At 67.7% G+C, this 15,061-nt stretch carries 11 protein-coding genes; 8 read left to right on the top strand and 3 right to left on the bottom strand.

From position 1 onward, the window contains the following. The first annotated feature begins 27 nt into the window (after positions 1–27). The 3 genes from P9A17_RS08040 to P9A17_RS08030 all read left to right on the top strand — a co-directional run bounded on the left by P9A17_RS08040 (position 28) and on the right by P9A17_RS08030 (position 5,292). Positions 28–2,637, top strand: coding sequence for a helix-turn-helix transcriptional regulator (locus P9A17_RS08040; RefSeq protein ID WP_278038022.1), 2,610 nt, complete (start codon positions 28–30; stop codon positions 2,635–2,637). A 106-nt stretch (positions 2,638–2,743) separates the two neighbouring features. Continuing rightward, positions 2,744–3,598: a class I SAM-dependent methyltransferase gene (locus P9A17_RS08035; RefSeq protein WP_278038021.1), complete on the top strand. Its 855-nt coding sequence runs from the start codon at positions 2,744–2,746 to the stop codon at positions 3,596–3,598. Between the two features lie 188 nt (positions 3,599–3,786). Further along, a complete protein-coding gene (locus tag P9A17_RS08030; RefSeq protein ID WP_278038020.1) occupies positions 3,787–5,292 on the top strand; it encodes an alpha/beta hydrolase in 1,506 nt (501 codons plus the stop codon). On the opposite strand, the gene P9A17_RS08025 is transcribed toward P9A17_RS08030, so the two are convergent. Both P9A17_RS08025 and P9A17_RS08020 read right to left on the bottom strand, forming a co-directional pair. Next, a complete protein-coding gene (locus P9A17_RS08025; protein WP_278038019.1) occupies positions 5,235–6,575 on the bottom strand; it encodes an APC family permease in 1,341 nt (446 codons plus the stop codon). The two genes, P9A17_RS08030 and P9A17_RS08025, sit on opposite strands and share 58 nt — an antisense overlap. Positions 6,576–6,641: 66 nt before the next feature. Next, positions 6,642–7,211: a TetR family transcriptional regulator gene (locus tag P9A17_RS08020; protein WP_278038018.1), complete on the bottom strand. Its 570-nt coding sequence runs from the start codon at positions 7,209–7,211 to the stop codon at positions 6,642–6,644. Positions 7,212–7,289: 78 nt separating this feature from the next. Between P9A17_RS08020 and P9A17_RS08015 the strand changes: the two genes are divergently transcribed. The 5 genes from P9A17_RS08015 (at position 7,290) to P9A17_RS07995 (ending at position 11,500) form a co-directional block, all read left to right on the top strand. Beyond that, on the top strand, positions 7,290–8,171 hold the full coding sequence (locus P9A17_RS08015) for an SDR family oxidoreductase (protein WP_278038017.1): 882 nt from the start codon (positions 7,290–7,292) through the stop codon (positions 8,169–8,171). Next, the gene (locus P9A17_RS08010; protein WP_278038016.1) at positions 8,172–9,338 is read left to right on the top strand and encodes an LLM class flavin-dependent oxidoreductase; all 1,167 of its coding nucleotides are present in this window, start codon (positions 8,172–8,174) and stop codon (positions 9,336–9,338) included. It begins immediately after the preceding gene. Continuing rightward, positions 9,339–10,163, top strand: a complete 825-nt coding sequence (locus tag P9A17_RS08005) for an aminoglycoside phosphotransferase family protein (RefSeq protein ID WP_278038015.1) — start codon at positions 9,339–9,341, stop codon at positions 10,161–10,163. It begins immediately after the preceding gene. A gap of 13 nt (positions 10,164–10,176) precedes the next feature. After that, entirely contained in the window at positions 10,177–10,704 is a 528-nt protein-coding gene (locus P9A17_RS08000; RefSeq protein WP_278038014.1) for a nuclear transport factor 2 family protein, read from the top strand. A gap of 181 nt (positions 10,705–10,885) precedes the next feature. Next, positions 10,886–11,500: a cutinase family protein gene (locus P9A17_RS07995; RefSeq protein ID WP_278038654.1), complete on the top strand. Its 615-nt coding sequence runs from the start codon at positions 10,886–10,888 to the stop codon at positions 11,498–11,500. Here P9A17_RS07995 and P9A17_RS07990 read toward each other — a convergent pair. Further along, positions 11,497–14,955 (bottom strand): indolepyruvate ferredoxin oxidoreductase family protein, encoded by a 3,459-nt coding sequence (locus P9A17_RS07990; protein ID WP_278038013.1) that lies wholly within the window; start codon positions 14,953–14,955, stop codon positions 11,497–11,499. The two genes, P9A17_RS07995 and P9A17_RS07990, sit on opposite strands and share 4 nt — an antisense overlap. Positions 14,956–15,061: the final 106 nt, after the last annotated feature.

The following is a 15,061-nucleotide window of genomic DNA, read 5'->3' as shown; positions in this document are numbered from 1 at the left end:
GCGGTCTATTGCCGATAAGATCGGCGCGTGACGCTCACCGAGCGCGAGCGGGAGCTCGATCAGCTCGCGGTTTGGGAGGCCGCTTCCCGCGCGGGCCGCGGAAGCGCCGTGATGGTGTGCGGCGAGTCGGGCGCGGGCAAGACCACGTTCGTCGAGGCGTTCGTCAGCGGGCTGGCCGAGGGAACACGCGTGCTGTGGGGTGCGTGCGACCCGCTCTCGACACCGCGCCCCCTGGGACCGCTGCACGATCTCGCCCACCACTTCAGCGCTGCGACGCAGAAGCAGCTGAAGAGCAGCGACCAGCCGTACGACATCTTCGGGGCGGTGTTCGACGAGTTGCGCGGCCAACCGACTGTCCTGGTCCTCGACGATCTGCACTGGGCCGATCAGGGCACCATCGACCTGTTGCGATTCCTGCTGCGCCGCGCGCCGCAATCGCGACTGCTGACCATCGGCACCCTGCGTGACGACGAGGTCAGCCTCGCGCATCCGCTGCGTGGCCTGCTGGGCGACATCGCGCGGTCGACGCATGCGAACTCGGTAACACTGCACCCGCTGAGCGTCGCGGGCATCGCGACGCTGGTGGGCGACCGCGGCGTGGATCCGGTGTGGCTCCATCAGGTGACCGGTGGCAATGCGTTCTTCGTCTGCGAAATGCTCGACCATGACAGTTCGGCAGGAAGCACCGAGCTGCCCACGACGGTGCGCGACGCGATCCTTGCCCGTACCGCCGATCTGAATCCGGACGCCTGGGATCTGCTGAATCTGCTGACATGCGCCCCTGGTGCCATCGGCGATCACCTGCTCACCGATCTCGGTGTGACCCTGCCCGCGCTGCGGGCACTTCACCAGGCCAAGCTGATCAAGCGGGACGCTCGCGGTGTGGCGTTCCGGCATGACCTGTGCCGGCGCGCGGTCTCGACCGTCATCCCTCCCGGTGCCCAACCGGGGCTGCACCGCCGCCTGCTCGAAGCTCATCGCGCCGCCTTCGACGAGGATCCGGCGGTGCTCACCCACCATGCGCTGGGCGGCGGCGACAAGACCCTGATCACTGCGGCAGCGGCCGAAGCGGGTCGCGCGGCCGCCCGATCGGGCGCCCACACCCAAGCCTGCGAGTTCTTCCAAATCGCGATGGACCGAGGCGGAATGCTCAGCCCCGCAGCGGAGGCCGAGGTGCTGGAACAGCTGGCCGACGAGTACTACCTCACCGACCGGCTGGACGACGCCGTCGGCGCATGCCACCGGGCGATGCGGATCCGCGAGGATATGGCGGCACCCGTCGCGGTGAGCGCCAACCATCATTCGCTCGCTGTGTACGAGTGGTACAACGGCAACCGGACGATCGCCGACCACCACGTCGCCGAGGCCATCGCCACGCTGAACACTGCAGCGGCACAGGACGACCCGTGCTGGACTGCCCAACTGGGACACGGATTGGCCATGCGGGCCTTCCTCGCCGTCCAGTCGAGTCAGGCCGAGGACGCAGCCCGTGCCCTGGAGCAGGCGCGCACGATTGCCGACGAGATCGGCGATCCTCACCTGTCCGTGCGGGTGCGGCTCATCGGGTACTACCGGGAGATCCTCGTCGGCCGCGCGGCGGTGCGCGATCAATTGCTCTCGGAGTTGGCCGCCGGTCCCCGCCACATCGACGAGACGTACTCCGGCGGGTACACCAATCTGACCTACTTCGACGTGGAACAGCGCCGCCTCGGCGCCGCGGCCTCGCTGTTGGACACCAGCATTCCGTTGATGGTCGAGCACGATCTGCCCATCTGCCGGATGGTTCAACTGGGATCGCGTAGCCGGATGAGGCTGCTGACCGGGGACTGGGATGAAGCCCTCGTCGACGCCGACTCGGTCCTGGGAGGTCCCAGTGCCCCGTTGGCGCGCACCTGGCCGCTGCTGATCCGCGCGTTGGTCGCGTTGCGCCGCACGGGCGACGACTCCGGTGCCATCGACGAGGCATGGCGATTGGCTTGTCGCTTCGGCGAACTGGTGCGGGTGCTGCCGGTGGCTTCGGCGATCGTCGAACGTACCTGGCTGACCGGCGTGGCCGACGCCCGCGTGCAGGAGTGCGGGGCTCTGCTGCGCACAGCGCCCCGGCAGGGTCTTGAGTGGGCGCGCGGCGAACTCGGTATGTGGCTGCGGCGCATCGGCGAATCGCCCGATCCCGGTGCCGCCGCCGACATCGCGCACCCGTATGGGTTACTCGCCGACGGCGACCACGAAGGAGCCGCGGCAGCATTCGACGGGTTGTCGACGCCTTACGACGCCGCACTCGCGCTGATCGATTCCGGCGATCCGGCGGCGGCCCGCCGTGCTCTCGACGTGCTCGATCGGCTCGGCGCCGATGCCGTTGCCGCGAAGGTGCGGTCCGATCTTCGCGCCGCGGGCGCACCGGTGGTCCCCGGCCCGCGGCGGGCATCGACACTGGCCAACCCCGCCGGCCTGACCACCCGTCAGATCGAGGTGCTCCGTCTGCTGGGCGACGGACTCACCAACGCCGAACTCGCCGAGCGGCTGTTCCTGTCGGTCAAGACCGTCGATCACCACGTGTCGGCCATCCTGACCAAGCTGGACGTGTCGAAGCGACGTGACGCGGTGCGTCGCGCCCGCGAGGTCGGCATCCTCACCTGAGCCGGAGGCGGGCCGTGCCCGTCAAAATAGGTAACCGCTCCCGATGGCGCTGCACCTGCGGTCGACGATCCTTCTCGCAACACCATCGACAGATTCGAGGATCGACATGACCACTGCGGACACCGGCGTCCTGAGTGACGCGGAGGCCGACCGCCAACTCAAGGCCAAGCACCGCGCCCTGTGGGCGTCGGGCCACTACGAGGCCGTCGCGACTGAACTCATCCCTGCTCTGGGACCGCGTCTCGTCGAGGCCTGCGGAATCGGGTCCGGACAGCGCGTCCTCGACGTCGCGGCCGGAGCCGGGAATGCGGCCATCCCGGCCGCCCTCGCCGGAGCCACCGTCGTCGCGAGCGACCTGACGCCCGAACTGTTCGACGCCGGACGGAGCCAGGCCGCCCAGCGAGGTGCGGACCTGGAATGGGTGGAGGCCGACGTCGAGTCAATGCCGTTCGCCGACAACGAGTTCGACGTGGTGATGTCGTGCGTCGGCGCAATGTTCGCCCCGCACCATCAGGTAGCCGCCGACGAGATCGTCCGAGTCACCAGGCCGGGTGGCACGATCGGGATGATCAACTGGACGCCCGAGGGATTCATCGGCCACCTCTTCACGACGATGAAGCCCTACGCTCCCCCGCCGCCACCCGGCGCCGGCCCGGCACCGCTGTGGGGCAGCGAAGACCATGTCCGAACACTGTTCGGCGCCAACGTCTCCGACCTGACGATGCAGCGCCAGACGGTCGTGTTCGATCGCTGTGCGACACCCCTGGAGTTCCGCGAGTACTGGAAGACGAACTACGGCCCGACCATCGCGACATACCGGTTCAACGCCGGCGACACCGAGCGCACCGCCGCACTCGATCGCGAATTCCTCACGTTCCTCGAGGACTGGAACCGAGCCGCCGAGCTTGGCATGACCCGTTACGAAGCCGAGTACTTGCTGGTGACGGCCACCAAGCGGTAGGCGGATCCGCGCGGCGCTTCAGCGAATTCACGACGGCGTCAACCAGGTTCGCGGACAGACCACCATTGCCCCGACGGGGTGCGCTGACCTACGGTAAGCCTTACCGGAACTGCGGCGGATTCGACGACAAGGCCGGCGACGGCTGTGCATATAGCGCACGTCGAGGATCCTCAAAGTGGAGGCGACACATGGCGTCTGACCGGAACATGGCCTTGGCCGCACGGCTCGGAGGGCTCGCCGCCGCGGTCGGGGCGGGAACCGTGATCGCCTGTAGCGTCGCCGCGCCGGCGTGGGCCGCCGAGGACGGAACGACAGCATCGTCAGCGGCTTCCGAGACGTCGAAGGACAGCGGGTCCGCCGAAACCGCGTCGCCGTCTTCGCGAGAAGGTCACGCCACGAAGCGAAGCGAACGCACCGAGCAGGCTGCCGACGCCGGCGGCCGCGCCACCGACGACGGTGACGACGCCGCGGAGGACACCGAACAGCACACCACGAAGACCCGAATCGCCATCGGCGATGACGACGAACCCACCGGCGACACCGTCACGACGAAGGACACTGAGCCTCCTGCGGCCGGCCCGGCAGTCTGGTCACTGCTCGGCACAGCCCGCCGCAGTGACGATGCCGAGGATGCCGCCGATAGCGCCGACGCGGCGCCGACATCACAGGCGGGAACCGGGCATGTCGTCGAACCAGTGGCGGCACAGACGGAATCGACGTCCGAACTCCTCGAGGACGGACCCGAGTGGGAGTCGCTGTACACGGGCGAACCGTCGTGGTTCCACAACGTCGTCACCGCTGGCCTGAATGTGCTCAAGGTGGTGTTCAAGCCGCTCGGCGGACTACTGCGGTACACCAGCCTGAAGATCCCGATCTTCACCGACGGCGTACCGCCATTCTTCGTACGACCGGGACTCGACGTCGAGCGCACCGAATTCGAGGGAATGAAGGTCTGGTCTCTCGCCCCGCGCGAGAACAAGACCGACAAGGTCGTCGTCGCGCTGCACGGCGGCTCCTACGAAGGCCAGGTCAACGTCTTCCAATGGTCGACGTACGCAGTCATGGCCCGTGACACCGGCGCCACAGTGGTCGTGCCGCTCTACGAGCTGGCACCCAAAGGCACCGCCGCCACCGAGGTGCCTCGCACCGCGAATTTCATCACGACGATGATCGACGAGCACGGTGCCGAAAACGTCAGCGTGCTGGGCGATTCGGCCGGCGGCGGGTTGGCACTGGCCGCGCTCCAGGAAGTCGCGCGGCGCAATTCGCGACAGCCGTCGAGGCTGGTGCTGCTGGCGCCGTGGCTCGACGTGTCGATGAGCGATCCGCGCAGCGAAGAGATCAAGGACCCGCTGCTGGACATCCCCAACCTCGCGAGGCCGGGCGCGCAGTGGGCCGGGCCGGCCGGCACCGCGGATCCGATGGCCAGCCCGCTGTTCGGATCCCTGGATGGACTGCCGCCGACCTACGTCTACAGCTCGTCGCGCGACCTACTCACCGTCGACACACTTCGATTGCGCGATCGCGTTCTCGCCGAGGGCATTCCGGATGTCACCTTCCGCCTCCGCGCCGGGTTGATCCACGATTGGTACATCTTCCCGTTCCTGCCCGACGCCCGAGCCGAACGGCCCAATGTCTATGCGGACCTGCTGGGTTCGCCTGTTTCAGCGCCCGCCTTCCTGGCGACGAAATAGAGCACCACGCCGACCGCCAGGAGGGCAGCGCCGAGCAGCCACACTGTCGCGCTCTGCTGGGTCAGCAGCAGCAGGCAAGAGCCGATGCCGAGAACCGGCACGAACGTCCACACCCGGAAGTGGTCGTGGTCGACGCGGTCGCGGCGCAGCACGAGAACCGACACATTCGCCGACAGGAACACGAACAACAGGAGCAGCACCACCGTCTCGGCCAGCGTCGAGAGATCGCCGATCAGCGTGAGCAGCATCGCGACCACCGTCGTCGCGACGATCGCCACCCACGGGGTGCGCCGGTTCGGTAGCACCCGCGCGAAAACACTTGGCAGCAGGCTTTGTTCGGACATGCCGAATGTCAGCCGGCTTGACATGATCATCGTCAGCAAGGCCCCGTTGGCCACCGCGATCAGCGCGATCAGGCTGAACAGCCAGTCGGGTACCGCCACCCCCGACGCCGCGACGACATCGAGCAGCGGCCCCGACGACTGCGAAAGCTCTTCCGGCGGTAGTGCGATCGCGCTCGCGAGGCCCACCAGCACGTAGACGACGCCTGCGGTGAGCAGCGCCGAGAACAGCGCGCGCGGGTAGACGCGGCTGGGGTCGGTGATCTCTTCGACGACGTTCGCAGACGTCTCGAAGCCGACGAAGGAGTAGTACGCCAGGATGGCGCCACCGAGAATTGCGAGCCCGGGGTTGGCTCCGTCGGGGAACTGACCGACCCGTGCGACATCCCCGTCGCCCCGACCCACCATCAGCGCGACCACCGCGATCACCAGAACGAGGCCGGAGAGCTCGATGACCGTCATGACGACGTTCGACTTCAGCGATTCGCTGATGCCGCGTGCGTTCAGGCATGCCACCAGCACCAGGAACACGAGGGCCGCCACGGTGACGGGGACGTCGATGAACGTCGCGAGGTAGTCGCCCGAGAACGCCACGGCCAGTCCCGCGGCACTCGTCACGCCGGCGGCGAGCATGCTGAACCCCACCAGGAACGAGATCAACGGCTTTCCGAAGGCCCGCTCGGCGAACACCGACGCACCGCCGGCGCGCGGATACTTCGTCACCAGTTCCGCGTACGAACCCGCCGTGAGCAGCGCCAGCAATAGCGCGACCGCCAGCGGCGCCCACAGCACGCCGCCGACCTCCGCCGACAATTCGCCCATCAGCGCGTAGACACCGGCGCCCAGGACGTCGCCGAGAATGAACAGGAACAACAGCGGCCCGGTGATCTTGCGCGCGAGCTTCGTCGGGGCGTTGCCCGCCTCGGTCGTCTCGGATGACATGTCCGCGTTTTACCCCACCGCAGACGTTCGATACATGGGGACTTCGCGAGGGCCAGAGGCGCCGGTCTAGCCTGGGCTCCCGGCAAGCGCTTTGAAGTCGGCGATCGCGTCGTCGAGGACCGTGCCGTAATCCCGGGCGGTGCGGTCGGCGGCCCATCGCGCGAACGCGACCTTGAACACGGCGAGACCGGCTTCGGCAGCCATCTGTGCCGGTTCGGGGGCGACACCTCTGCCCCGCAGCGCCCGGGCCATGGCGTCGGCCAACGTCGCGAGCTTGCCCAATTCGCGTTCCTGCAGGCTGAGATTGGCGTCGATGACTCGCTGCCGCTGTCGTGCCCGATCGCCGCGCGCGTCGAGATACGGCGCAAATGCCGCCAGGCCCGCTGCCACGGCGTCGAATGCGGTGGCAGATGCCGGGTGCGAGGTGACGGCGTCGGTGACCGTGTCGATCAACATCTCCTGGCCCGAGAACAACACCTCACGCTTGTCGGCGAAGTGCCGGAAGAACGTCCGCTCGGTCAGGCCCGCGCGCTGGGCGATGTCGTTGACGGTGGTCTGGTCGAAACCCCGTTCGGTGTAGAGCTCAAGCGCGGCGTTCTCCAGACGCTCACGCGCGTTCGGCTGCCAGCGGCTCATCCGTCGATGGTAGAGGGAATGTCAGCGGCTGACATCGCGTTGGGACCCGATGACAGTCACTGACATCGAGGAGTTGCCATGAAGGTTTTCGTCACAGGAGCATCCGGATTCGTCGGGTCGGCGGTTGTCGCCGACCTCCTCGCCCACGGACATCACGTCGTCGGGCTCGCGCGGTCGGAATCAGCCGCACAGCGGGTCGCCGACGCCGGCGCGGAGGTGTTGCGCGGAGGTCTCGACGACCTCGAGAGCCTTGCGTCCGGCGCCGCGGCCGCCGACGCCGTCATCCATCTGGCGTATCACCACGATTTCGCCGACTACGCCGCCGCAGGCCGGCTCGACCGGCAGGCGATCACGGCGCTCGGAGAGGCGCTGGCCGGATCGGACCGCGGGCTCGTCGTCGCCTCCGGGATGGCCGGACTGGGCCAAGGCAGGCTTCTGACCGAAGCCGACGTCGTCGCCGCGGACTCCCCTAGAGGTTCGGAACCTTCTGTGTTCGCGTGGGCCGACCGCGGCGTGCGCGCCTCGGCGGTGCGGCTGGCACCCACCGTGCACGGGGAGGGCGACCACGGCTTCGTCCCGACGCTCATCGCCGGCGCCCGCACCGCGGGCGTCTCGACCTACCCCGGCGACGGGTCCAACCGCTGGCCGGCGGTACACCGGTGGGACGCCGCGGCACTGTTCCGGATCGCTGCGGAGCACGCCCCTGCGGGCACCGTCCTTCACGGCGTCGCCGAGGAGGCGATCGCCGTGCGCGACATCGCGGAGGCCATCGGAAAGGGGCTCGGCGTCCCCGTCGAACCCACGACCCCCGAAGCGGCGATCGAGCGCGACGGCTTCGTCGGAGCGGTGTTCGGGATGGACATTCCTGCGTCGAGCGCGGTGACCAGAGCGCGCTTCGACTGGACGCCGGTGCACCCCAATCTGCTGACCGACCTGGAGCATGCGCACTACTTTGGCTAGATGCGCTTCGGAAATTTCATGGCCCCGTTCCACCCGACGGGCCAGAACCCGACCCTGGCCCTGGAACGGGATCTCGACCTGATCGTCGCGATGGACCGCCTCGGGTTCGCAGAAGCGTGGGTCGGGGAGCACCACTCGGCCGGCTTCGAGATCATCGCCTCACCCGAGGTGTTCATCGGTATCGCGGCAGAACGCACCAAACACATCAGGCTCGGCACCGGCGTCAGCTCGCTGCCGTACCACAACCCGTTGATGCTCGCGGATCGCATGGTGCTGCTCGACCACCTAACCCGCGGACGGGTGATGCTGGGCTGCGGCCCCGGACAACTCACGTCCGACGCCCACATGCTCGGCATCCCCGCCGACGAGCAGCGCCCGCGGATGGAGCAGAGCCTCGACGCCATCGTGCGGCTACTTCGCGGCGAGATCGTCACGATGCACACCGAGGGCTTCACGCTGCAGGACGCGCGTCTCCAGCTGAAGCCGTACAGCGACCCGTGCTTCGACGTGGCCGTGGCGGCGTCGTTCTCCCCCACCGGACCTCGGGGCGCGGGAAAACACGGCATTGGCATGCTCTCGATCGCTGCCACCGCCAAGCAGGGAATGGATCTTCTTGCCCAGCACTGGAATACGTGGGAGGAGGTCGCGATGGAGCACGGTCACGTGGCGGACCGCTCCAAGTGGCGCCTCGTCGGACCCATGCATCTCGCCGAGACGCGGGAGCAGGCCGAGCGCGACGTCGAATACGGAATCGCCCAGTTCTCCGACTATTTCACTAACATCCTGCCGGCGGGACCGGTCCAGGGTGAGACGGCCGAGGAGATCATCGCGAACAACCGGCAATCGGGTTTCGCGGTCATCGGGACTCCCGACGACGCGATCGCCAAGATCGAAGAACTCGTCGAGGCGAGTAACGGCGGGTTCGGCGCATTTCTGCTCTTCGACCATGACTGGGCGCCGCCGGCGGCAAAATTGCGCAGCTACGAACTGTTCGCCGAGAAGGTGATTCCGCATTTCACGGGCCAACTCGGCGGACCCATCGCCTCCCGCGACTGGGTGACCGGCAGCGGCCGCACCTTCGTCGACCAGGCGGCCCAGGCCATCGGCAAAGCCATCGAATCGCACGCCGCCGAACAGCAGGCGAAGCAGGCGCCGGCCGCGAACTAGATGAATCCTGCCGATCTGGCCGACCTCGTACGCGAACAACTCGGCACGTGGTCGCTGCGCGCTGACGGTGCGCCGCAGCACGGCACCGCAACCGTTGTCGTCCCGGTGCGCACGGGCGACGGCGACGCCGCCGTCCTCAAGCTCGGCGTACCGCGACCCGACACCGAACATGCCCACCTCGTCCTGCGCCGCTGGGCTGGCCACGGCGCGGTCAGGTTGCTTCGCGCGGACCCGCACCGCAACGCGCTTCTCCTCGAACGCGCCGACGGGCCAGATCTCGCCTCGTTGCCGGATCATCATGCGTGCGAAGTGGTCGCCGAACTCTACGGACGTCTGCATGTGCCGGCGATGCCGCAATTGGACTCTCTCACCACCCATCTCGAGCGGTGGATCAGAGACTTCGACCAACTGCCGCGGGGCGCACCGATCCCGCACCGGCTCGTCGACCAGGCGTCGACGCTGGCGCGCGACCTTGTGGCCGAACCTCAGGACCGCGACGTCGTCCTTCACGGGGACCTGCACTACGGCAATGTCCTCGCCGCCGCTCGGCAACCGTGGCTGGCGATCTCTCCCCGGCCGGTCAACGGCGACAGGCACTTCGAGCTCGCGCCGATGCTGTGGCACCGCTGGGACGAACTCGCAGGCAACGTTCGGGACGGCGTCCGGCACCGCTTCTACACAGTGGTCGATGCGGCCGGCCTCGACGAGGATCTGGGCCGGGCATGGACCCTGGTCAGGGTCGTCCACCGCGCCGTCCGCGAAATATCCGATGGTGCAACCGAATTGACCAGGTACGTGGCGATCGCCAAGGCCGTGCAGGACTGAAAGGCGGGAACCGATGACCGATGAGCTGATGCAGGAGATGCTCGACGAACACGAGCTGCGCCGGCTGGTGCACCGTTACTGCCGGGCCGTCGACCGTGGGCACATCGACGAGTTGCGAAGCCTCTATCACCACGACGCGTCGGATTCTCACGGCGGCTTCTCGTCGGGATCGGCAGGGGACTTCATCGACCAGATCGCCGCGGCGCGCCCCTACCTGCGGTCGATGCAGCACCACGTCACGACCACCAACTTCGCGATCGACGGGGACACCGCCGAAGGCGAGATCTACACGATCGCGACCCACACGTTCATTGCCGACGGCCGCGATGTCGACATCATCGTCGGTGGCAGATACCTCGACCGCTACGAGAAGCGGGACGGGACATGGAAGATCGCCGAACGCGCGATTGTCACCGACACGGCACACGTCAACGACCCCTCCACCCGGGACCTCAGCCATCCGATCACCCGTGGCACCCCCGCCGGCTCGCCGGGCGACGACGACCCCTCGCACGCGTCATTCCGACTCCTGGGGACCTAGCTCACCTGGCGATTCCGGGAACTCAACGGCCTGCTCAGCTGTTATTAGAGTGAAAACTGAGACTTATGGGTATCCGATGCCCAACATCCAACCGCGTCAGGTCGAGGAGAGGCCCGTGGCTGTCCGCAACACCACTGCGCGTGCACGTCGGCTGCTGGTCGCCGCGGGATCGGCGCTCGCCATGTTCGCGACCGCAGGAACCGTGGCCATGCCCGTCGCCGCGGCCGCGCCGAAATGCAACGACATCGAGGTCGTTTTCGCCCGCGGCACCGACGAGCCGGCGGGGCTCGGCGTCGTCGGCACCTCACTCGTCGAGATCCTGCGCCCCATGGTCAAGGGCGAGTCGATCGGCACCTACGCCGTGAAGTATCCGGCGACATGGGACTTCGGGCAGGTGGCCGTCGGCGCCAACGACGCCAGTCGGCGCGTCCAAACCATCGCGGCGAACTGCCCCGACACCAAGATCGTGCTCGGCGGCTACTCGCAAGGTGCGGCCGTCATCGACGTCGTCGCGACCGCGCCGATGGCAGGGCTCGGCTACACCGCACCGCTACCGCTGGCCATGGTCCCCCACATCGCGGCGATCGCCGTGTTCGGCAACCCGTCGGCCCGCATCGGCAGACCGTTGACGGTACTCAGTCCTGACTTCGGGGCGCGCACCGCGGACCTGTGCAACACCGGTGACCCGATCTGTTCTCGCGGCGACGATTTCAACGCGCACGTGCGCTACCCGCAGTCCGGATTGGTGAAGCTGGCCGCACAGTGGATCACCAAGCATGTGCAACAACGGGTTTAGACTCCCAGTTCGCGCAGTCTCGCGTGGTAGGAGTCGACGCCGGCCAGCTTGATGTCTTCGTAGCCGCGCACCATATCGGGCAGTCCGGCGATTTCCACGGCGCGGTCGTAGTTGTCCGTGTCGAGTTCGACGGCCAACCGGGTGACGATATCGATGTACTCGGCGAGCAGTTCCCGCTCGACCTTGCGCAGGTGCGCGTATCCGAACGGATCGAAGATGGTGCCGCGCAGCCGCTTTCCCTTCGCGAGGACACGCAGGGCGACGTGGCTACGCGGGCCGAGTCCGATCTTCTTTGTGCGTCCCATCGCCCGCAGGGTCGGTGGGTGCAGCTTGTAGGTCAGCTTCTCGCCGCCGGGGACTTCCGACGTCACGTGGGCCAGGAATTCCGGGTCGGTCAGTAGCCGCGCGACCTCGTACTCGTCTTTGTATGAGGTGAACTTGTAGAGCCCCTTGGCGACGGCCTCGCTGAACTCGGTCCGGTCACCGACAGCCCGCTCGGCGGTCCAGAGCTGTTCGAGCAGAAGCACATAGCGGCGCGCGACCTTGGCGTTCTGATAAGCGACGAGATCGGCGGCGCGCCGGGCGATGAGATCGCCGACGTGGCCGGAAAAGGTGGTGCCTGCCAGGACATGCGCGGGTGCGACGGCGGCCGGTCGCCCATATACCGGCGAGACGATGTCGTGGAAATGCGCGGGGTCGGCGATCACAACCCTGCCCCAGCGGAATGCCGCGATGTTCACTGCGACGGCAACGCCGTTGATCTCGATGGCCTCCTCGACCGCCGACGCCGGAATCCCCAGTGCCCCGGTCTGATACGCAGCGCCGATCAGCAGGAAGTTCGCGGCGGCGGTGTCGCCGAACAGCGTTTGGGCTGCGGCGAGCGCGTCGAACGACTGCACGGTGCGGGACACGCGGCCCAACCGTTCGAGCAGGTAGGCCGTTTCGGGGTAAGCGATCGACTTGTCGTACACCATGTCCCCGGTGGGCGTCTTGCTGGTGGAGGCGATCGACACCGTCCTGGCGGGGTCTCCGTAGCCGAGGTTCTTGACGTCGGCGGCGGCCAGCAGGTCGAAGGCCACGATGCAGTCCGCGCTGCCAGGGGTGATCCGATTGGCCGGATCCAGCTTGGCTGCGGCGAACCGCAGATGCGAGACGACCGGTCCGGCCTTCTGGCTCAGCCCGATCTGGTCCAGGCTCTCCACGTCGTAACCCGCCCGCAGCGCCGCAGTGGCGAGCACCTGGTTCACGGTGACGATCCCGGTGCCACCGATTCCGGCGAAGAACACGTTGTGCGTCGACGTGACCGGTTCGGTGTCGAGCTCCGGTAGCTCGGGCGGATTCGGCGCCGGCGCTGCGGGCTTCTTCGCGCCAGTGACCTCGACCGTCACGAAGGACGGGCAGTCGCCGTCGAGGCAGCTGTAGTCGGTGTTGCAGGAGGTCTGGTCGATCCGTGTCTTACGGCCGAACTCGGTGTCGACCGGTTGCACGGAAAGGCAATTCGACTTCACGCCGCAATCGCCGCACCCTTCACAAACAGCCTCGTTGATGACCACACGGGTGGTGCGCGTCGGCAGGCTGCCGCGCTTGCGTTGCCTGCGGGCGTCGGCGGCGCAGTGCTGGTCGTAGATAAGGACCGTGACGCCCTTGACGTCGCGCAGCCGCTTCTGCGCCTCGTCGAGACGGTCCCGGTGCCAGACCAGAGTTCCCTTCGCCAGAGCGCGCTTGGCGTGCCGCTTCGGTTCGTCGGCGCAGATGATGATCTGTTGGACGCCTTCGTATTTCAGCTTATGGGTGAGCGTGGCGACCGCGAGCGCCCCTTCGGCGTGCTGAGCGCCGGTCATGGCGACGACGTCGTTGTACAGCAATTTGTAGGTGATGTTGACCCCGGCGGCGACACAGGCCTGGACGGCGAGTTGGCCGGAGTGGAAGAAGGTTCCGTCGCCGATGTTCTGAAACAGGTGAGGAATGTCGGTGAACGGAGCCTGCCCGATCCACTGGCTGCCCTCGCCGCCCATCTGCGTCAGCCCGGTAACGGCGCTGTCCTTGCGGCCCGACATCGTGACCATCGTGTGGCAGCCGATCCCGCCCCCGGCCAGCGAACCTTCGGGGACTGCTGTCGACCGATTGTGCGGGCAGCCGCTGCAGAAGTAGGCGGCACGCCGCACGGAGAGATCCTGTGCGGGAAGGACTTCGAGCGTCAGCGCGGGCGGCGGCGGCTTCTTCAGGTCGAGGCGGCCGCCGAGCACGCGGCGCAGCGGGGCGAGCAGGCGCCCAGCGGTCAGCTCGCCCCCGGCGGGCACCAGCAGCGCACCGTGGGCGTCCTTCTTGCCGATGATGCGTGGCGCGTCCGCCGTGCCGTAGAGGATCTCGCGCATCTGTGTCTCGACGAACGCGGTCTTGTCCTCGACCACCAGGATCTCATCGAGGCCGTCGGCGAAAGCAGCCACCGTATCGGGCCCGAGCGGCGTGGGCATGCCGATCCGCAACAACCGCACCCCGGCGCGGCGCAGCTCGAAGTCGTCGGCGCCGAGGTCCGCGAGCGCCTGTCGTACCGAATCGAATGCCGTTCCGGTGGCGGCGATTCCGATGCGTGCAGCCGGCGGGTCGATCTCGACGACGTCGAGGCAGTTGGCCGCGCCGTAGGCGCGGACCACCTCTGCGCGGGGTCCGTAGAGATCCGCCTCGGCAAGCAGGCTGTCCGCGGGAGCGGCCATCGGGCGCTGCCGGTAGACGAACGGCCTTCCTTCCCAAAGGATTTCGGGAACGACGATGTCGACGTCGACGTCATGGCCGTCCACGGACCAGGCGCCGTCGGCGACATCGGCGACGATCTTGAGCGCCACCACACAGCCGGACGCTCGCGACAACGCGATGCCGTGCATCACCATCGTGACGATCTCGCGCGCGTTGCGGGGGAAGAGCACCGGAATGCCGAGCGCCGCCAAGGATCGTTCGCTGACCGCCGGGACCGTCGACGATTTCGACGCAGGATCGTCGCCGACCAGCAGAAGCATCCCGCCGCGGGCGCTGGCGCCGTACATGTTGGCGTGCCGAAGGGCATCGGTCGCCCGGTCGAGGCCCGGGCCCTTGCCGTACCAGACGCCGACGACACCGTCGTGGGTCGGCGTGCCCGCGCCGAGGTCGGCTTGGCTCCCCCACACCGACGTCGCCGCGAGTTCCTCGTTGAGGCCGGGCACGAACGTGATGTCGTTCGCGGCCAGGACGTCGGGCATTCCGGCCAGCATGCGGTCGACGCCGCCCAGGGGGCTGCCCTGATAACCCGACACGAACGTCGCTGTGCGGAGTCCGGCGCGGGCGTCGCGCTCGTGCTGTTCGACGAGCGCACGCGCGATCGCCTGCACACCGGTGAGCAACACCGCGCCTGATCCGGAGCGATACCGGTCGCCGAGTTGGTAGTCGCCGCTGTCGGGTCGGCGGACGTCGAGATCGGTCACCGGGTTTCACCACCTCAGCTGTCGATTAGCGTATTGCTCTATCAAGGGTGGCAGTCGACTACAGAGTGAGCAAGCCAACCACTTCTTTTTGAGCATGTTGCGCATA

It is taken from the genome of Mycobacterium sp. 236(2023), assembly GCF_029623955.1.
Taxonomy (GTDB): Bacteria; Actinomycetota; Actinomycetes; order Mycobacteriales; family Mycobacteriaceae; genus Mycobacterium.
Note: the sequence above shows the minus strand (reverse complement) of the source record. Positions and strands in the feature narration are given on the sequence as shown.